This window comes from Acetobacter sicerae (assembly GCF_011516765.1).
GTDB classification, from domain to species: Bacteria; Pseudomonadota; Alphaproteobacteria; order Acetobacterales; family Acetobacteraceae; genus Acetobacter; species Acetobacter sicerae.
The window spans coordinates 247427-266017 of record NZ_JAAABN010000003.1; the positions used below are offsets into that span (position 1 = coordinate 247427).

The 18591-nt window shown below is 58.2% G+C and carries 18 protein-coding genes; 17 read left to right on the forward strand and 1 reads right to left on the reverse strand.

The genetic code is table 11. The annotated features are described in order from the left end of the window. Positions 1 to 119: 119 nt before the first annotated feature. The 3 genes from GVI59_RS05290 (at position 120) to GVI59_RS05300 (ending at position 2939) form a co-directional block, all read left to right on the forward strand. Positions 120 to 1427: a DEAD/DEAH box helicase gene (locus GVI59_RS05290; RefSeq protein ID WP_173573250.1), complete on the forward strand. Its 1308-nt coding sequence runs from the start codon at positions 120 to 122 to the stop codon at positions 1425 to 1427. Positions 1428 to 1725: 298 nt separating this feature from the next. Then, positions 1726 to 2208: a Cys-tRNA(Pro) deacylase gene (ybaK, locus tag GVI59_RS05295; protein WP_173573251.1), complete on the forward strand. Its 483-nt coding sequence runs from the start codon at positions 1726 to 1728 to the stop codon at positions 2206 to 2208. A 116-nt stretch (positions 2209 to 2324) separates the two neighbouring features. Then, complete coding sequence (locus tag GVI59_RS05300) at positions 2325 to 2939, forward strand: hypothetical protein (RefSeq protein ID WP_173573252.1); 615 nt, start codon at positions 2325 to 2327, stop codon at positions 2937 to 2939. A 211-nt stretch (positions 2940 to 3150) separates the two neighbouring features. On the opposite strand, the gene hmpA is transcribed toward GVI59_RS05300, so the two are convergent. After that, a complete protein-coding gene (hmpA, locus tag GVI59_RS05305; RefSeq protein ID WP_173573253.1) occupies positions 3151 to 4365 on the reverse strand; it encodes an NO-inducible flavohemoprotein in 1215 nt (404 codons plus the stop codon). Positions 4366 to 4486: 121 nt separating this feature from the next. Here hmpA and GVI59_RS05310 point away from each other — a divergent pair, with 121 nt between their 5' ends. The 14 genes from GVI59_RS05310 to ilvD all read left to right on the forward strand — a co-directional run bounded on the left by GVI59_RS05310 (position 4487) and on the right by ilvD (position 18493). Next, complete coding sequence (locus GVI59_RS05310) at positions 4487 to 4942, forward strand: Rrf2 family transcriptional regulator (protein WP_173573324.1); 456 nt, start codon at positions 4487 to 4489, stop codon at positions 4940 to 4942. A gap of 96 nt (positions 4943 to 5038) precedes the next feature. Continuing rightward, a complete protein-coding gene (locus GVI59_RS05315; RefSeq protein ID WP_173573254.1) occupies positions 5039 to 5917 on the forward strand; it encodes a metal ABC transporter solute-binding protein, Zn/Mn family in 879 nt (292 codons plus the stop codon). 56 nt (positions 5918 to 5973) lie between these two features. Then, positions 5974 to 6684, forward strand: coding sequence for a metal ABC transporter ATP-binding protein (locus GVI59_RS05320; RefSeq protein ID WP_338422068.1), 711 nt, complete (start codon positions 5974 to 5976; stop codon positions 6682 to 6684). A 33-nt stretch (positions 6685 to 6717) separates the two neighbouring features. Continuing rightward, positions 6718 to 7515 (forward strand): metal ABC transporter permease, encoded by a 798-nt coding sequence (locus GVI59_RS05325; RefSeq protein WP_173573256.1) that lies wholly within the window; start codon positions 6718 to 6720, stop codon positions 7513 to 7515. Between the two features lie 111 nt (positions 7516 to 7626). Beyond that, positions 7627 to 7986 (forward strand): hypothetical protein, encoded by a 360-nt coding sequence (locus GVI59_RS05330; RefSeq protein WP_173573257.1) that lies wholly within the window; start codon positions 7627 to 7629, stop codon positions 7984 to 7986. 148 nt (positions 7987 to 8134) lie between these two features. Next, positions 8135 to 8824 carry a Fe2+-dependent dioxygenase gene (locus GVI59_RS05335; RefSeq protein WP_173573258.1) on the forward strand — a complete coding sequence of 230 codons (690 nt, stop codon included), beginning with the start codon at positions 8135 to 8137 and terminating at the stop codon, positions 8822 to 8824. Between the two features lie 41 nt (positions 8825 to 8865). Next, entirely contained in the window at positions 8866 to 9711 is an 846-nt protein-coding gene (locus GVI59_RS05340) for a hypothetical protein (RefSeq protein ID WP_338422069.1), read from the forward strand. 628 nt (positions 9712 to 10339) lie between these two features. Beyond that, positions 10340 to 11059 (forward strand): glycoside hydrolase family 108 protein, encoded by a 720-nt coding sequence (locus GVI59_RS05345; protein ID WP_173573259.1) that lies wholly within the window; start codon positions 10340 to 10342, stop codon positions 11057 to 11059. Between the two features lie 121 nt (positions 11060 to 11180). Further along, positions 11181 to 11552, forward strand: coding sequence for a nucleoside triphosphate pyrophosphohydrolase family protein (locus tag GVI59_RS05350; protein ID WP_173573260.1), 372 nt, complete (start codon positions 11181 to 11183; stop codon positions 11550 to 11552). A 213-nt stretch (positions 11553 to 11765) separates the two neighbouring features. Next, a complete protein-coding gene (locus GVI59_RS05355; RefSeq protein WP_173573261.1) occupies positions 11766 to 12431 on the forward strand; it encodes a CvpA family protein in 666 nt (221 codons plus the stop codon). 96 nt (positions 12432 to 12527) lie between these two features. Further along, entirely contained in the window at positions 12528 to 13997 is a 1470-nt protein-coding gene (gene purF, locus GVI59_RS05360; protein WP_173573326.1) for an amidophosphoribosyltransferase, read from the forward strand. A gap of 81 nt (positions 13998 to 14078) precedes the next feature. Continuing rightward, positions 14079 to 15164: an NAD(P)H-dependent flavin oxidoreductase gene (locus tag GVI59_RS05365; RefSeq protein ID WP_173573262.1), complete on the forward strand. Its 1086-nt coding sequence runs from the start codon at positions 14079 to 14081 to the stop codon at positions 15162 to 15164. A gap of 101 nt (positions 15165 to 15265) precedes the next feature. Beyond that, positions 15266 to 16426 carry a glycosyltransferase family 32 protein gene (locus tag GVI59_RS05370; RefSeq protein ID WP_173573263.1) on the forward strand — a complete coding sequence of 387 codons (1161 nt, stop codon included), beginning with the start codon at positions 15266 to 15268 and terminating at the stop codon, positions 16424 to 16426. Positions 16427 to 16630: 204 nt separating this feature from the next. Continuing rightward, positions 16631 to 18493: a dihydroxy-acid dehydratase gene (gene ilvD / locus GVI59_RS05375; protein WP_173573264.1), complete on the forward strand. Its 1863-nt coding sequence runs from the start codon at positions 16631 to 16633 to the stop codon at positions 18491 to 18493. The last annotated feature ends 98 nt before the right edge of the window (positions 18494 to 18591 follow it).

Consider the following 18591-nt stretch of genomic DNA (forward strand, 5'->3'; position numbering starts at 1 on the left):
GGACGGCTGCTACAGGATCAGTTGTTGATGGAGCAGGAATTCGTCACGCAGGGTATGTCGTCAGACAGAGACTGCTGAAACTTTTGTCCCTGTGGTATTCCGAGAGGTGTCTTCGCTCAATGACCACGTTTGCCGACCTGCAGCTTGCCGAACCCTTGTTGCGGGCTCTTACCGAAGAAGGCTATTCGGAGCCGACGCCCATTCAGGCGCAGTCCATTCCCTATCTTCTGGCCGGGCGTGATCTGCTTGGTCTCGCGCAGACAGGAACGGGCAAGACGGCCGCTTTCGCACTGCCGATCCTCCAGCATCTTCTGACGCATCGTCATGCCGCGCCGCCGAAAGGCGCCCGCGTTCTGGTGCTGGCGCCCACACGTGAACTGGCCTCCCAGATTGACGAAAGTTTCAAATCCTACGCCCGCCACATGAAGTTGACCCACACCGTGATCTTCGGTGGCGTAGGTCAGGGACGTCAGGTTGAAGCGATGCGTCGTGGTGTTGACGTTCTGGTGGCGGCGCCGGGGCGTCTGCTCGATCTCATGGGACAGGGTTTCATCGATCTGCGCGATCTTGAAATTCTGGTTCTCGATGAGGCGGACCGGATGCTGGATATGGGTTTTGTCCGCGATATCAAACGGATTGTCGCCGTTCTGCCACGTGATCGTCAGACCCTCCTGTTCTCAGCCACCATGCCGAACAGCATCACGGAACTGGCTGGTAGCCTTCTGCGTGATCCTGCCAAGGTAGAGGTGACGCCTCCGTCGAGCACTGTGGATCGTATCCGCCAGGTTGTGATGTTTGTTGATCCGGAGCAGAAAAAGGACGCTCTCCTTCTGCTGCTGGAATCTCCCAAGGTTGTCCGGGCCGTTGTGTTCACGCTCATGAAGCATGAGGCCAACAAGGTTGCGGAATTCCTGAATAAAAACGGCATCACGGCTGAAGCCATTCACGGCAACAAGTCGCAGGGCGCGCGCGAACGGGCGATGAGCGGCTTCCGTTCAGGTTCGGTGAAAGTGCTGGTGGCGACGGATATTGCGGCACGTGGCATTGACGTGGATGAAGTCTCTCACGTCTTCAATTATGACCTGCCGAATATCCCGGAAAGCTATGTGCATCGCATCGGGCGTACGGCGCGCGCCGGTCGCGAAGGCTGGGCCATATCGTTCTGCGATCCTGAGCAGCGGGCCTGGTTGAAGGATATCGAGCGCACGATCGGAAAGACTGTGCCTGTTGTCCGGGATCATCCCTATCACTCCGATGCCGCCGAGCATTCGACGCAGCGTCCGCCCGTTCTGGGTGGTGGCCGCGGTCGTGGTGGTGGCCAGAATCGCGGCGGTCCAAACCGCGGTGGTGGCCGTAGTGGCGGCAACGGCGGTGGTGGAGGCGGTGGCGGTAATCGTCGCCCACGGGGAACGCGCCGGGTCGCATGATAAAACTGTCGGACTTCGGGGACCATGGCGCGATGCCATAGGATTCCGGGGTCTGACGGGCGATGATCGTAAGCTGTTTCTGCCCCTGAGTCTGAAAAGGCTCAGGGGTTTTTTATGACCTGCCTGGTTTGCAACCGCTAGCGCCATGGCTTTTCAGGGCGTTGCGCCGAACCCGACAAAGAACCGCGGGCGCTCTAATCCCGGCTTGTCAAAATCAATCCATTTTGTCCCAGCGTAGTCTCCGGGGTAAAGAACGCAGGACAGCGACTATGATTTTGTAAGGTAGTGTAACGAGGTCATGAGCAAGACAACCCCGGCGAGCGCTTTTTTGAAGCGTAGCGGCATTCCGTTTGAGATACTCCAGTATGAATATGACCCTTCAGTGAGCAAGCTGGGTGTGCATGCGGCGGCGGCGGTCAATGAACCTGCTGAACGGGTTTTCAAGACATTGATGGCGGAAGTGGATGGAAAGCCGGTGTGTGCGGTTATCCCTGTCGCGCAGGAATTGAGTCTGAAAAAACTCGCGGCTGCCTGTGGTGGTAAAAGCGCAAAGATCATGAAGCCTGCGGATGCGGAACGTATCACCGGTTATAAGGTTGGCGGAATCAGTCCCTTTGGAGGACGTCGGCATGTGCCGACTTTTCTCGCGCATGAAGCGTCAGAGCTGCCCTATATTCTGATGAATGGTGGGGGGCGCGGTCTGCAGGTCAGGTTGAGTGTCGAGGATGCGCTTGTCGCGATGCAGGGGCAGCTTGCTGATCTTGTCGCTCCTCACGGTTAAATGTTTGTCTCGGTAATTTGATGAGTTTTGTTGTTCTGTGGAAATCTATTGAAACACTTCCGTGTAGCCTCTATTGCTAACAGAAATCCTTCCCATCATAGTCTGAGAGACGTTTTTTGCTATTTCGGTCTGTCGCCTTTTATCGCGCATCTTCCCTGGCGTGTCTGCTTTCTGTCATCCCGCTGTCCGGGTGTGGTTATTACGCTTCCCGCGTGGCGCATAAAGCGCAATCAAGCATGATCGGCATGGATGAAAATGATGTGCAGGCCTGTGTCGGCATACCGGATAAAATCAAAAAAATTGATGATCATATAACGATTTATGAATATCAGCGTGGACGAAATATCGGGACGTCGGCAAATTCAACACTGATTCCGGTACAGTCGGTACAGAATATCGTCAATGCGATAGGTGGCGGTGACGGAAAGAGTTGTGTCGCTGATTTTCGTGTCGTCGATGGAAAAGTGCAGGACGTTTACTACAGCGGTGACAACGATATGCTGATCGGCACGGATGGCGTGTGCGCTACCGTCGTGCGTGGGTGCGTCAGACGTGCCGTTGCATCAGGCAGACGTCCGAAAGGCTGGATTTCAGCGTTTGTCGAACCTCAGCCTGATCAGAAGAGTGCTGCCACGACAACGATTTCCAGACAAAATACACAGCCTGAGGCAGCTCAGTCTCGTCTTCTCAACACCAGCAACCCGACCATCGCCGCAGGAACGGGGCATTAAAAGCTGATTTCCAGTAAATTATAAGAAGGTTTTTCAAAAATCTTTAGAAATCACGGCCTTTTCGGAGAAGGTGGTGTCCGGAAAACTGCCTGTTTTCAAAGCGTTCTTACAAAAATGACCCTATTGCTCCACAGAGTAACAGCACACCCGGTCATTCGATGTGTCAAATGACCGGGTTAAACGCATGCTGCCTGCATCATGTTTTTTTTATTCAGACAGCCGCAAGAAGCTCTGCATCGGCGGCTGAACCAAAGAACTCATAGCGGATGTTGGCGACCGGAACGCCTGCCGTTTTCAGTGTGTCCACCATATCGCGCATGAAGGCATCCGGACCACAGAGACGATACACCGCGCCGGGGTCAATCTGCGTTGTCAGCCAGTCGTTTGTGATGCGACCTGCATGATACCGTACATTTGACGCGTTCGTGGCGTCAGAGGGCACTCCTGCACTGAAGAAAATATCTGCCAGCAACACGCCGGAGCCTGCTAGTTTCTGAATGTCCGCACCGAAGGCGTTTGTGTCAGCAGCATGGGCGCCGTGAATGAAGCGGATGTTCTTTTTCTCGTCAGCGGACAACGCATCGACCGCAGAGATAAAGGGCGTCAGGCCGATGCCAGCGCTGAGAAACACCGTTTTCTGTTCGTTGGCGGAATCATAGACGAAATCTCCGGCCGGAGCGGAGACCTGCAACTCGGTCTCTTCACGCACCGCATCATGGAACCATGAAGACACGACGCCGCCATCTTCTTTCCGGACGCTGATCCGATAGTGGTCGGAGGAAGGTGCGGACGAAATGCTGTAGTTGCGGCGCTGCGAACCGTGCTCCGGAATTTCCAGTTTGAAGCTCAGATACTGGCCCGGAAGATGCTTCATCACCGGCTTGCCATCGGTTGGCGTCAGTTCGAACGAACGGATGATGCTGCTTTCCTGCTTCACGGAGCGGACACGGAAAGAACGCCAGCCGACCCAGCCGCCGGGAGCCGCTTCATGCTCTTCATAGATCTGTTTTTCACGACCGATCAGCACGTCGGCGAGGAACCAGTAGGCTTTGGCCCATGCCTCCATGATCTCCGGAGTGGCGGCGTCGCCCAGTACATGTTCGATGGCCCCTAATAGCGCTTTGCCGACAAACGGATAATGCTCGGGCAGGATGTTAAGTCCGACATGCTTCTGCGTGATGCGTTCGACCATGCCGCCGAGATTGCCGAGCGTGTCAATATTGCGGGCATACGCCAGCACGGCGAGCGCCAGAGCCTTGGGCTGCTCGCCGTCCTTCTGGTGCGACATGTTGAACAGGTCCCGGATCTCGGGATCAGCCAGCAGCCGTTTGTACATTTCCTGCGTGATATCCAGTCCATGCGCTTCGAGCGCCGGAACGCAGGCTTTGACAATGGAGCGGGTCTTGTCGTCGAGAGGGGCGGCCATGAGACATATCCATTAAGGTGACTGAATCGGTAACCTTTATATCCGGATCAGTTTTAAGATGTCAAAGTCGGTCACCTTAATAAAGCTGACAAAGACCTTCCGGCTGGTTTATCGTCCCGCGATGCGTCTCACCCAACATTCTGACTACGCTCTGCGTGCGCTGGTCTTTCTGGCCAGCAATCCCGACAGGCTGTCTTCCATTCGGGAAATCGCCGAATGCTACAGCCTTTCGGAAAACTATATGATCAAGATCATCCACCGTCTTGGACTGGGCGGATTTATCGAGACGATCAGAGGGCGTAATGGCGGCCTGCGGCTGGGGCGGCCGGCGGACGCCATCCGGATCGGCGATGTCGTTCGTTTTACGGAAGATGACTGCGCGCTGGTTTCCTGCATGCAGCCGCCGGGGGAGCGGAATGGCGCGTCCTGTCGGCTCATGCCGGACTGCACCTTGCGTCATACGCTCGACGAAGCGCTTGGGGCGTTTTTTGCGGTGCTGGACAACCGGACTCTTGCAGACATGATCGGGCAGGGAGAGAGACGGAAACTCACGCTGCCGGCAGATGGTGGTCCATGATGTGTAGTCGGTGCCTCATGCTCTGATGAATGGACGCTTCTGCTTCGAGATAATCGCTATTGATATAGTATAACATTGCCTTTAGGGGATTGTGCCATGCGCTTTCCCCTGCCTTCCGCTGCCGTTCTCGCGCTGTGTTTCGGCGTGTTGTCCTCTGGCGCCCTGTCCGTCTCTCGGGCGAATGCAGAGAGTCCGGATGTGACGCGCATTGTGGCTGCGGAAAATGTCTGGGGCGATATCGCCGCCCAGATCGGCGGCCCGAAGGTCGTTGTGGACAGCATTCTCAGTTCGCCAGACATTGACCCGCATCTGTTTGAGCCTTCTCCGGCGACGGCGCGGGAGGTGGAAAAGGCCGATCTGGTCATTCTGAACGGGGCCGGATTCGATTCATGGATGGACCGGATGGCGCACTCCAGACCCACGATCCGGGTTGCGTCGATTGCAGGCTGGCGGGACGGCGAAAATCCGCATTTCTGGTTTGATCCGGTGGTGGTCGATCGCGTTGCCCGGGACATCGCCCATCAGCTCCGGCTGGATACGGGTTCATCGAGTGGTCTGGCGTCTTTTGAAAGCGACCTTGCCCGCTTGCAGACGCGCATCGTCCGTCTGCGGCAACGCATACGCGAGACTCCCATTGCCGCGACCGAGCCTCTGTCGGGCCGTCTGACGGACGAGCTCGGGCTGGTCACGGAAAACAGCGCTTTCCAGCTCGCCGTGATGAATGATGTCGAGCCGGGACCGGCTGTCGTCGCTCAGTTCGAGAATGATCTGAAAAGCGGTCGGATCAGGCTGCTGATCTATAATCGTCAGACAGCAACTCCCTCTGCTTCGCGTCTGCTGGAGGTCGCGAAAGAGGCGGGTGTTCCCTGTATGGCGCTGACCGAGACTCTGCCGCCGGGGCTGCACTGGCAGGACTGGATGACGCAGATTCTCGACGGGATTGAAAGCCATCTTCTGAAATCCGACCAGCACTGATGCAGGCGGAGGCGATCTGCTGCGAGAATGTAACCGTTGCACGCAACGGAAAACCCGTGCTGTCGGACCTCTCCCTGTCTATTGCCACCGGACAGTTTGTCGGTCTGTTCGGACCGAATGGCGCAGGCAAGACCACCTTTCTGCGGGCGTTGATGGGACTGCTGCCGCTTCAGCAGGGACAGATCCGTGTGCTGGGACAGTCGCCCGGCGCAGACATGAGCGATATCGGCTACATGCCGCAGAACCGGAGCGCCAATGGCGCGTCCCTCACCGGATGGGATCTGCTGGCCTCCGGTATGTCCGGTAATCGGTGGGGTCTGCCGTGGCTCTCGCGTGCAGACAGGCTGGCCATTCAGGAAGCGCTGGATAGCGTGGACGCCAGCGATCTCGCGGCGCGACGGCTGGGTGAACTTTCCGGTGGCGAGAGACAGCGCCTCCTGATTGCGCAGGCGCTGATTGGCTCTCCGCGCCTGCTGTTGCTTGATGAACCGCTGGCCAGCCTCGATCCGGTCCGTATGCGTGACATTGCGGAACGTCTTGGTGCGCTTGTGAAACAGCGTGGCATGACGGTGCTCTGTTCCGCGCACGACATCAACGCTCTCATGGGGGTCATGGACTCGGTGATGTATGTCGCCCGTGGTCATGCGCGGCTGGGAAGTGTGGATGAAGTGATGACCACGGAGGCGCTTTCCGCGCTCTATGGCGCGCCGGTTGAAGTCTGCCGCACGCCGTCTGGTCGCCTGCTGGTCAGTGCGGACGCACTGTGATGACCTCTCCCCGATCCGCAGGCGACCGTTCCGATGCTTGAATATGACTTCATGCGGATGGCGTTCGCCGCTTCTGTTCTCGTGGCGCTGCTGGCGGGGCCGGTGGGGTGGTTTCTCGTCCTGCGTCGCCAGAGTTTCGCCGGACATGCGCTGGCGCATATCGCTTTTGCAGGCGCGGCGGGTGCGGCGCTGGCGGGCTGGCCCCCGCTGTTCGGGCTTTTTGGTGCTTCCATTCTGGCGGGCGGCGCCATGGGGATGCCGGATCAGAAAGCCGCCGAGCGGGACGTCGCCATCGGTCTCGTGCTGTCGCTCGCCATGGGTTGCGGCGTGCTGTTCCTGCATCTGATGACACGTTCCGCAGCCGTGGCGAACGCCCTGCTGTTCGGCAATGTGCTTGGAGTGAGTCCGCAGACGCTGGAGTCTCTGGCGGCCTTTACGCTGGCGGGTCTTGTCGGGCTGGCCATCCTGTCACGCCCGCTCCTGTTCGCTAGTCTTCAGCCGGAACTGGCCGAAGCGCGGGGGGTGCGGGTGCGGATGGTGTCCACGCTCTTCCTGATGCTGGTGGGCGCGGCGACCGCCGAAGCGGCGCAGATAACCGGCGTTCTGCTCGTTTTTACCCTGATGGTGGGACCGGGTGCCACGGCGCACCGGCTCGGGCTGTCTCCACTGTTTGGTCTCGCCAGCGCGACCTTGCTGGCCGTTGCCGAAGCATGGGGCGGGCTGGCGCTGTCATGGTGGACGGACGCGCCGGTCTCTTTCTGGATCGCGGTGCTGAGCACGCTGGCTTTTCTTCTTGCGGGGCGGGTGACGGCCCTGCGGCGGACGCCCTGAAATCTTTCGTCATGGCGACGCATGGAGCCCTTCGACCAGCGTGCCTTGCGCAGGCAGTGGAAAATTGGGACAAGCGACATGATGGAACGGGTTGTTCAGAAGGAACGGCGAATGCGCGGGACCCTGTGGCGTATGTGGAGCGCGGCGGCGCTTGTTGGTGGGATGCTGTCCGGGTTGCCTGCTGTTGCTCTGGCGCAGGGCGCTCCTGATGATGAGAAGCCTTCCGCGCCTGACATGCATGCTCTGGCTTCGCGCTTTAACGCGACACGCGTGAAGAAGGATTACAGCTATATTCACCGTCCACCCGGCGACAAGGTTGTGGAGCAGCCCGATATTGATCGGCTGATGTTCTGGACCAAGGACGGCCAGCCGGACGGTTACGCCCAGAGGCGTGGTGACAGCGTGATCTACTATAATCCCGGAGGGCAGGCCGTGCGTGTGCAGCGGCTGGCTCCGGGCGAAGGCGACTGAGCTGATCTCTGGCTGTTCGGATGTGTCTTTCCGGACCGAATGTCGGCTGGATGCCCTGGGTGCGGTTGCCGGGTTCCTGATCTGACATTGTTCCGGACAGAACAGAGCCGTCCATTTCACCCGGTGTCTCACCAAACGGATATGATTGATGCTTCTGCATATTCCCCAGGTCCTGACTGCTGAGGAACTGGCGCAATGTCGGACCGTCATGGATACGGCTGACTGGAAAGACGGAAAAGTGACTGCGGGGCAGCAGTCGGCCAAGGCGAAAAACAACCTGCAACTGCCGCTCAATCACCCCGAACATCGCACACTGGCTGATCTGGTGTTGCGGGCGCTGGGGCGCAATCCGCTGTTCAACAGCGCGGTCATCCCCCTGCGTGTCGTGCCGCCTCTGTTCAACCGCTATGATCCGGGCATGGAGTTCCGGGCGCATGTCGATAATGCCGTGAGACCCATTCCCGGTTCGGGTGGAATGCGCATCCGCACGGATGTGTCTTCGACCCTGTTTCTCAATGATCCGGAGGATTACGAGGGGGGTGAACTGGTCATCTATGATGAATCCGGCACTCGGGAAGTCAAACTCCCCGCGGGTGACATGATCGTTTACGATACGACGGTTCTGCACTCCGTCGAGCCGGTGACAAAAGGCAGTCGGCTGGCCTCGTTTTTCTGGACACAGTCCATGGTGCGGGATGAAAGCCAGAGACGGGTTCTGTTTATGCTTGACCAGCAGATCATGGATCTACGCGCCCGACTGGCGGATGATGATCCGGCCATTCTTGGTCTGGTCAATGTGTATCATAACCTCATGCGGCAATGGTGTGATGTGATGTAGCCTTGTGGGATCAGTGTGTTTCCTGAAGGTTCTTTTGGTTTGTGAGTGAGGGTATGGTTGCAGAAGCGATGGCGCGGTTTTCAGACCAGCAGTTGAACAGGCTGTTTGAGGCCATTCTGGTCAATGATGTGGCGGAAGATCACGTCACTCTGCCGGAGACCATTCCCGCCTCCTTTACGGATGACGTTGTCAGGGACTGTTTTGATCTCAGTCATGAACTCTGGGCGCGTCAGGTGGATCGCCGGGCGTTGGCTGCGCTTGTCGACCGCCTTGTCCTTTCTGCTGATCTTGATTCCAGAGAGCGTGTAAGCTTCAAGCATATCCGTGCAAAATTCAAACATATGCGTTTTGCGTGTGTGCTTTACACAACGCGACATCAAAGCCCTATCCTGTTCAAGAGCATGACCACGTTGATGGGACATGTGCAGGATGCTTTCCGTAATGGTCATTCCCTGAAGACCCGTCTCTATGCGTTGGCTCTGCGCATCATGATTATCTCGCCTTACTGGCTCACGATGGAACGGGAGTTGTCCCGGATGAAGCTGGAAACGGGACCGGCGTTTGAACGGTATCTGCGGGAGCAGATTAACGCGCTTTCTGACAGTCTGCGTGCAGACAGGATGACGGCCCATCCGTTTCATGCGCTCCGCAAGATCATAAGTCGGCAGGTCTCATTTTTCGACGATTACAGAACAATTTTTCCTGATGATCGCTCTGACGCGGTGGCGCGTTATCTCAGTGATCTGAACGGTCGGATGGGACGGATGCATGATGATCTTGTTCTGAAACATGCAAAGGGTGAACAGGATTATCGCAAGTATCAGTTCCCTCTGGATATTGCTTTGCGGGAAAAGCTAAGCGGTCTTGTGCGTCAGTATCCGTTGTGAGGAGATTTTGTGGGAGATGCGGAGTTTTCTGATGGAATCGCAAGGAAATTATTGTGCCTCTTTATTGGGAAAAAGAAACTATTTATTTTATTTGTGGGATGTATTTTGAAGTTGGCGTGATAAAGATCAGTGGTTTCTGAATAAAGTCATTATTTATTTTTGATGTTGGTAGCAAGGAATGCTATCTGGTTGGCAGAATTTTTTCAAACCTTCCTAAATCTCTCCGTTATGTTCATTGCTATTTTGAAAAAGTGCGTAATATGTCTGGTTGCGCCCCGTAAGTGTGAGGCGTGACATTCAGGTCGTTGCTTTCAGGAACATCGACAGACTCTGATCCAGATGCACAGAGCCGCGGCTCTCCTGCTGAAGCAGAGAGCTTTTGATCTGTATATTCAGTTTCACGAATATTTTTCAAAAAGACTCTTATGATAATAATATTTTTTAGAAAATATACGTCTGTTTCTGTCCAGACGCCCGCGTCAATGTTTTATCTCAAATATAACCAATAAAAGAAGTTTATCCGATGCGTCATTCTTGTGTGGAGACGGATACTTTCTACAGGCCGTGCATAGGGTCTGTCGTCAGGTCTGAGCCGGTATTTTATTAAGGAAAACCGGAGAGAGTCACTTTGACTGGCCAGAATTTTGATGCCTGCCTGGATTTCGTTCGTACGGCTGAAGGTGGGTACAGTGAAGATCCAAAGGATTTGGGAAACTGGCTTCCTGCTGAAAATGGTCGCAAAGGCGTCCTGATCGGCAGTCATTACGGCGTCTCCGCAGCAATGCTGGCATCATGGAAGAAGCCGCAGCCCGTTTCTCAGGACGATATGCGCAATCTGGATCTGGATACCTTTGATGCCATCGCCCGTTCCAGATTCTGGAATCCGCTGGTTTGTTCCGCTCTGCCCGCTGGCCTCGATCTCATGGTGTTCGACTTCGGGTGGAACTGTGGGGTTTCCGCATCTGCGCGACTGTTGCAGCGGATGGTGGGAGTCACGATGGACGGTTGCATTGGTCCACAGACTCTTTCCGCGCTGAATCATATGAACGCCTCTGATCTTCTGCCACAGATTGATCCGGATAACCTGGCCGCCCTGCATGCACGTCTTGGACTGCCGCCCAGCAGTGGTATTGGGCCGGAAGTCAGGCGAGCCCTTGAAAGCCAGCAGACGATGGGACTGCTTCTCGTGCTGGTCCTGTCGGGCATGCAGGAGCGGGAATACAGGGTACGGGCCGGTTTCCGGCGTTGGGGACGTGGCTGGCTGGCCCGCACGAAGCGCCGCACTGAAACCGCCCTCGCGCTTGTTGTCGCCGCCAGAGGAAGAGAGGCTGGCCCCGCCATGTTCTGAGCGTTTCCTGCGCAGAATGTCTTCCTTTCAGCTTTGGTCACGGTGTCGCGCCTGTATTGTGGCCCGTATTGTGCCTGTGGCCTGATTGACGGGTGCCGCAATTTTTTTTCATGATGGCGCTATGACAACTCCTTCTTCTGGTGCCGTCGAAACTCTTGCTCCTTTGCTGCATGCAGAGGTGAAGCGGGAGGGTGTGGTGTCGGACGATAAGGAGACACGACACCTTGCCGGCATACTGGGTCTCGTCATGGCCGAATGCACTGCGGCGGTTATTGAGGGCGACAGGGAAGAGGTCATCCGGAGCAGCGCCGGATTCATCCGGGGGCTTGTTGCGATATGGGGCGATCAGGGCCTTGATCCCGATGCCGTGTGGACGGAATTGCACTGTCGTATCGAAATGGGGGAGCTGTGCCTGCGTCTGAGCCGCGCTTCGGGGCCACACAAGGGGCGTCGCAAGGGACCATGGCGGGTTGCGACCAGCAAGCTGCCATAATGTTGTGCACCATGTCGCTGGCGCGGGTGATGACTGTAACGCAGAGTAATGATTTGTATCGATTTTAAGAGAGCATTCAGAACTCTCCGGCTAGGCATCTCCGAGACCTTGGGTGAGGATGCAAAGAGGCGGTCGTGTTGTGAGGATGAGCACCCCATTGTTCCGGAACGGACTGACATGTGGCGCGACCCTGCCTGATCAGGGCGCATCCTGATGGCAACCCCTTTTTCATTCGTGTCGGAGCATATTCCTGCCTGGGATACCGTCGTGCTGGCGGTGCGGGAGGCCATGCAGACGGTGGTCAATGCGCCGACATCGGCACCAGCGCTGCTGGTGGAGTTTATTCTGGCCCTGTCTGTTTTCAGCGGACTCCGGAAAGGTTTCACGCGCGAAGTGATGGGGATCATCGCTTGGGGCGTGGCCGGTGTGGCGGCGATGAAATACCGGCATGCCTTCGCGACATGGGCGCTTTCGACCATGGAACCGGCGGAACTGGCGGATGGCGTTGGGTTCGGTGTGATATTTTTTGGCGGACTCGCCGTGGGCGCCCTTGCATCCAGCCTGTTCGCTCACCTTATCAGGATCTCTCCGCTGGCCGGACTGGACAGGCTGCTGGGCGGCATGTTTGGTATCCTGCGGGGCGGGACGGTCATCGTGACCCTTTATATGGCCACTCACTGGGCTACGGCGACGAATATGGTCGTGGTCGGGCAGCGTGGCGATGGAACAACAGAGAATGCGATAACGACCGCGCTGTCGTATATGGCGCCCTTGATGTCGAGATTTGTGCCTTCAGACCTTGCGCAGGAGGCCGGCTCAGGCCATGACCTCGGCGGGCCGGATGATATTCCTGGCGAGGCTTACCCAGAGAACCCCTGACATGCCGCGTCACAGGGCCGCGTAACCGGGCCTGCGTGGAGTGTGATCGGGGAAGGATGAAAACTGATGTCCGAACAGCTTTCTCTCCGGCAGACGATGGTGACAACCCATCCATGGGCCGACGACCGGCAGGAGGGGGATGACAAGTTCCACGAAGAATGCGCCGTTTTCGGGACATGGAATGTCGCGGATGCGGCTGCCATAACCGCTCTCGGTCTGCATGCGCTTCAGCATCGCGGGCAGGAAGCCTCCGGCATTGTCAGCTATGATGGAAAGAAATTTTCCTCCCATCGTGGCCTCGGTCTGGTGGGCGACGTCTTCCATGACACCCGGATCATGGCCGGTCTTCCGGGCGCCTGCTCCGTAGGACACAACCGCTATTCCACGACCGGTGACACCCTGCTGCGCAATGTGCAGCCGCTTTTCGCCGAGTTCGAGTTCGGCGGCCTCGCCGTCGCGCATAACGGCAACCTGACCAACGCTCACGCGCTCCGTCGGGCGCTGATCCGTCGCGGATGCCTGTTCCAGTCCACCACGGACACGGAAGTCTTCATCCATCTCATCGCCATCTCGCTGTATGCCACGGTCGAGGATCGTCTGATCGACGCCCTGAAACAGGTGCAGGGCGCTTACTCGCTTGTCGTGCTGTCGCAGGACGCGCTCATGGGCGTGCGTGATCCGCTCGGCGTGCGTCCGCTGGTGCTCGGCAAGCTGCCGGGTGCGGCCAACGATGCGTCCGGCTGGGTGTTCGCCTCGGAAAGCTGTGGTCTCGATATCGTCGGCGCCGAGTTCGTGCGCGATGTCGAGCCGGGCGAGATGGTCATCATCGACAAGACCGGCGTGCGCTCGGTGAAGCCGTTCGCAGCCCAGCGCTCCGGCTTCTGCGTGTTCGAATACATCTACTTTGCCCGTCCGGATTCGGTTCTGGACGGCATGCCGGTCTACAATGTCCGCAAGCAGATTGGCGTTGAACTGGCCCGTGAGAGCGGGGTCGAGGCCGATGTGGTCGTGCCGGTGCCGGATTCGGGCGTGCCGTCCGCGATGGGTTTTGCGCAGGAAAGCGGCATTCCCTTCGAACTCGGCATCATCCGCAATCATTATGTCGGACGCACCTTCATTGAGCCGACGGACCAGATCCGTAACCTCGGCGTCCGGATGAAACATTCGACCAACAAGCCGATGCTGGATGGAAAGCGCGTCATTCTCGTCGACGACTCCATCGTGCGTGGCACTACGTCCCGCAAGATTGTCGATATGGTGAGGGCTGCCGGTGCGACTGAAGTCCATATGCGGATTTCATCCCCGCCGACCAAACACTCCTGCTTCTATGGCATTGACACGCCGGAGCGCAGCAAGCTGCTGGCGGCGCAGCATGATATTGCGACGATGGCGGAACTGATCGGCGTTGACAGCCTCGCCTTCATCTCCCTTGACGGTCTTTACCGGGCTCTGGGTCATGAAGGCCGTGACGCCGAGCGTCGCCGCTACTGTGACGCCTGCTTCACAGGCGATTATCCCATTCCGCTTGTGGATCACGATCAGGAGTTCGGCCCCGGTACAGCCTGAGCTCGAACTGGCTGGCGCGGAAATGCCGGCGTAGTACTCCAGACCGATGCAACCGGCAGCGCTCTCAGGCGTAGGTTTCTCATGCTGATACAACGTCTGGGTCTGGAGGTTCCGGTTCTGCAGGCTCCGATGGCCGGTGTTTCTACGCCTCGTCTCGCAGCCGCGGTTTCGGACGCCGGAGCGCTTGGCAGCCTTGGAATCGGTGCGATGACGGTGTCTGCCGCCCGCGACGCCATCCGACAGACGCGGCAGATGACGTCTCGCCCGTTCGGCGTGAATGTCTTCTGTCACGCCTCTGTCCCGTTGCCTGCCAGGGAAGCGGCGGACTGGCTTCACTGGCTGGAGCCTGAATTCGAGCGTTTTGGCGCTCGTCCCCCTGAAACATTGCGGCAGATCTATTCATCCTTTCTGGATGAGCCAGCTATGCTGGACATGCTGCTTGAAGAACGGCCTGCCTGTGTCAGCTTCCATTTCGGTCTGCCCGGAGCGGCTGCTGTCCGGTCCCTCAAGGAAGCCGGTGTTATCCTGCTCGCCAGTGTGACCAGTGTAGGGGAAGCCGAACTGGCGGAGCAGGCCGGAATCGATGTCCTGATCGCGCAGGGATATGAGGCCGGAGGGCATCGCGGCCTCTTCGATCCTTCGGCTCCCGATGAACAGGCTGATACGAAGACGCTTCTCACCGCACTGAGGCAGGTGACTGTGCTGCCTCTTGTCGCGGCCGGTGGCCTTATGACCGGTCGTGATGTGGCGGACATGTTGGATGCGGGCGCGATTGCCGGACAGCTTGGCACAGCGTTTGTCGCCTGTGATGAAAGTGCGGCGTCTCCTGCTTACCGTGCCGCCCTGATGGATGGAGGCAGGGAAGGAACCGCAATGATCACGGCGATTTCGGGACGTCCGGCCCGTGGTCTGCGTCAGAAATTCCAGGCGCTGGCCGATCGCCCGGACTGTCCAGAAGCGCCGCCCTATCCCTATACCTACGATGCGGCAAAGCAGCTGGATGCAGCGGCCAGAGCCTGTGGTGACTCAGGATATGGCGCGTTCTGGGCCGGGACAGGGGTGGCCAGCGTGCGTCCGATGCCAGCAGCTCAGCTTGTTGAAACGCTCAGGCGGGAGATCGCCGTTTCGGGCTGGTCCCTGCCGCAGGATGCGCGCCGGCTGGTGTAATGGTCTGGACGCCGTTACCAGAATGTTGAATATCCCGGAGTATCTAATATCCTGCTTGGGAATAGAGCCTGTTTTGGGCCTGGGGTGGAAAAGACCTGATTATGTCGACTGATGCGGAAAAAAACGAAACATTCCTGACCCTGCCCATAGAGAAAACTTCGGATTTCACTCTTGAAGATCTCGCCGACAACCATCAGGCGATGAATTACTTCCATAAGCATGGCGCCGCGACTGTCGAACATGCTTTTGCGCTGGCGAATATTCTGCACATGCACAAGCAGGTGAAGGAAGCGGCCTATTTCTATGGCCTCGCCTTCAATCTGCACTCCAAACATCCGAACGAATTCCCGCTGGCCTCTTCCCTGTTGCAGGCCCGGTTACTGTGCCTGCTCAAGGCCGGAATGAGCCCTCCCGAGGATGAGTTGGCGCAGCTGAAAGCACTGTCCCAGCCGATCTATGATTATATCCTTGGGATCGAGATCGCCTGGCGGCAGCATGACCCCAGGGCGGCGCTTGAGCGGATGGGTAACTGCTTCGAAGCCTTTCATACTGGCGAAGAGGTGGACGTGCTCTATCTGGAGACGGCGCTGTCCGTTTTGCCAAAAGCAAAAATCCCGGCGCGGCCGGGTGCGGAACAGATCATCCCGACAAATATCTATCAGTATTGGGATCAGAATCCGCCTGCTGAAATCACGGAGAACCTCGCCTATCATCAGGAACTGGAAGCGTTCGACGTCCAGATGTTCAATCGCGAGTCAGGGGCTGAATGGCTCTATGATCATTATGGACGGGAAGCGCAGTCCCTCTTCCTGCAGGCGCGTCATCCCGCCGAGGCGGCTGATTTTCTCCGGGTGCATGTCATTCAGGAACTGGGTGGCTGGTGGCTGGACGCCGATGTCCGCATTGTCGCCCCGGAAACGCTGGAAGATTACGCCGCACAGAAGCCGTCTCACGTTTTCTTCGTGACAGACAATTATTACGTCCATAACGACTTCTTCGGCAGCCGCCGGAACAGCCCGATCCTTGCGGACTGTCTGCTGTCACTTTATCGCAACAGTTACCTCTTCCGGGATCTGTATATCGCCTACAAGACCGGACCGGGCGTGTTCAACCGTGCGCTCAACCGTCGTCTGCATACAGCCATCAGGAGCGGAAAACCGTTTGATCCCAGTGTGATGGTCCTGCGTGCGCCGGAATTCAACAGCATCATTCAGGACATGGACATGGCCTACAAGAAGGGCGGCAACTGGCACGCCGCCTGAGCGGTTTCCCCTTGGCCGCTGGTCAGAGGCTCGTTTTCGGAAACCGCTACTGAGTGAAGCCGGTGCGGGAAGCGTGGCAAAGCCCATGAATCTCCTTCCCATTGGCTGACTCACCCTGTTTTTCCCGCTATACGGCCCCATGTTGAAGGTGGAACGCCATTCTCGTCGTGTTCCGCCCTGTTTCAGATCGGAAAGAACAGTCTTATGGCCGGTTACCGCTCCCGCACCACCACCCACGGCCGCAACATGGCCGGCGCCCGCAGTCTCTGGCGCGCCACGGGCATGACGGACGCGGATTTCGGTAAGCCGATTATTGCCGTCGCCAATTCCTTTACCCAGTTCGTCCCCGGTCACGTCCACCTGAAAGACCTCGGCCAGCTTGTCTGCGAAGCCATCGCGGAAGCAGGCGGCATCGGGCGCGAGTTCAACACCATCGCGGTCGATGACGGCATCGCCATGGGTCACGGCGGCATGCTCTACAGCCTGCCCTCCCGAGAACTGATCGCCGACGCTGTGGAATACATGGTCAACGCCCACTGCGCCGACGCGCTGGTCTGCATCAGCAACTGCGACAAGATCACGCCGGGTATGCTGATGGCCGCCATGCGCCTGAACATCCCCGTGGTGTTCGTCTCCGGCGGTCCGATGGAAGCTGGTCATGTGAAGGAGGGCGAAATCGACAAGGCCGTCGATCTGGTCTCCTCCATGGTCGCCGCCGCCGCTCCCGGCGTCACACAGGAAGAATCCGACATCATCGAGCGCTCGGCCTGCCCGACCTGCGGCTCCTGCTCCGGCATGTTCACCGCCAATTCGATGAACTGCCTGACCGAGGCGCTGGGCCTGTCCCTGCCGGGCAATGGCAGCCTCGTCGCCACACACGCCGACCGCCGCGAACTGTTTCTGAAAGCGGGTAAGCTCGCTGTCGAACTGGCCAAGCGCTATTACGAGCAGGGTGACAGCAGCGTTCTGCCGCGCTCCATCGCCACGTTCGAAGCGTTCGAGAACGCCATGACCGTCGATATCGCCATGGGCGGTTCGACCAACACCGTGCTGCATCTCCTTGCCGCGGCCCACGAAGGCGAAGTGCCGTTCACCATGGCCGACATCGACCGGCTTTCGCGTCGCGTGTCGAACCTCTGCAAGGTTGCGCCCTCCAAGGCCGACGTGCACATGGAAAACGTCCATCGCGCCGGTGGCGTGCAGGCCATCATGGGCGAACTCGACCGCATGAAGCTGCTGCACCGTGACATTCCGATGGTCCATTCCAGGAGCGTCGCCGAGGCGCTGGCGCAGTGGGATATCGGCAGCGAGACGGCGACCGACGAAGCCCGCACCTTCTACAAGGCGGCTCCGGGTGGTGTCCGCACCACGCAGGCCTTCTCGCAGGCCAGCCGTTACAAGGAACTGGATCTCGACCGCGAAAAGGGTGCGATCCGCTCCGGCGACCATGCGTTCAGCAAGGAAGGCGGTCTCGCCGTGCTGTACGGCAACATCGCTGAAGATGGGGCCATCGTGAAGACCGCCGGTGTGGCCGAAGGTCTGCTGACTTTCTCCGGTCCGGCCCGTGTGTTCGAGAGTCAGGATGCCGCCGTGTCCGCCATTCTTGGCGACCGCATCAAGGCCGGTGACGTGGTGGTGATCCGCTACGAAGGGCCGAAGGGCGGTCCGGGCATGCAGGAAATGCTCTACCCGACCTCCTACCTGAAATCGAAGGGGCTGGCTGAGTCCTGTGCGCTTATCACCGACGGGCGCTTCTCCGGAGGTAGCTCGGGTCTGTCCATCGGCCACATCTCGCCGGAAGCGGCGGAAGGTGGCGCGATCGGTCTGATCGAAGATGGCGACATCATCGAGATCGATATCCCGAACCGTGTGCTGAAAACGAGTGTGACCGACCCCGAGCTTTCAACCCGTCGCCAGAAGATGGACGATCGGGGTGTCGAGGCATGGAAACCGGTGCGCAATCGCGTGGTCTCCACGGCGCTGAAGGCTTACGCCGCCCTGACGACCAGCGCGGCGCGCGGCGCGGTGCGTGATCTGGCGCAACTGGATCGTCGTTCTTCGCGGTAAGGGAAGGAAGTCTCTTTATCCATAGAGCTCGGCTCAGGAGAGTTGAACTCCATGGGTGGAGCATGCCGGAAGGCATGGTGCCGCTCTGTATTGCAAAG

Excerpts from the sequence above, each read along its gene's own strand:
- GVI59_RS05290 (WP_173573250.1), top strand. The coding sequence starts at position 120 with ATGACCACGTTTGCCGACCTGCAGCTTGCCGAACCCTTGTTGCGGGCT.
- ybaK (WP_173573251.1), top strand. The coding sequence starts at position 1,726 with ATGAGCAAGACAACCCCGGCGAGCGCTTTTTTGAAGCGTAGCGGCATT.
- hmpA (WP_173573253.1), bottom strand. The coding sequence starts at position 4,365 with ATGGCCGCCCCTCTCGACGACAAGACCCGCTCCATTGTCAAAGCCTGC.
- GVI59_RS05310 (WP_173573324.1), top strand. The coding sequence starts at position 4,487 with ATGCGTCTCACCCAACATTCTGACTACGCTCTGCGTGCGCTGGTCTTT.
- GVI59_RS05315 (WP_173573254.1), top strand. The coding sequence starts at position 5,039 with ATGCGCTTTCCCCTGCCTTCCGCTGCCGTTCTCGCGCTGTGTTTCGGC.
- GVI59_RS05325 (WP_173573256.1), top strand. The coding sequence starts at position 6,718 with ATGCTTGAATATGACTTCATGCGGATGGCGTTCGCCGCTTCTGTTCTC.
- GVI59_RS05330 (WP_173573257.1), top strand. The coding sequence starts at position 7,627 with ATGCGCGGGACCCTGTGGCGTATGTGGAGCGCGGCGGCGCTTGTTGGT.
- GVI59_RS05335 (WP_173573258.1), top strand. The coding sequence starts at position 8,135 with ATGCTTCTGCATATTCCCCAGGTCCTGACTGCTGAGGAACTGGCGCAA.
- GVI59_RS05350 (WP_173573260.1), top strand. The coding sequence starts at position 11,181 with ATGACAACTCCTTCTTCTGGTGCCGTCGAAACTCTTGCTCCTTTGCTG.
- GVI59_RS05355 (WP_173573261.1), top strand. The coding sequence starts at position 11,766 with ATGGCAACCCCTTTTTCATTCGTGTCGGAGCATATTCCTGCCTGGGAT.
- purF (WP_173573326.1), top strand. The coding sequence starts at position 12,528 with ATGGTGACAACCCATCCATGGGCCGACGACCGGCAGGAGGGGGATGAC.
- GVI59_RS05365 (WP_173573262.1), top strand. The coding sequence starts at position 14,079 with ATGCTGATACAACGTCTGGGTCTGGAGGTTCCGGTTCTGCAGGCTCCG.
- GVI59_RS05370 (WP_173573263.1), top strand. The coding sequence starts at position 15,266 with ATGTCGACTGATGCGGAAAAAAACGAAACATTCCTGACCCTGCCCATA.
- ilvD (WP_173573264.1), top strand. The coding sequence starts at position 16,631 with ATGGCCGGTTACCGCTCCCGCACCACCACCCACGGCCGCAACATGGCC.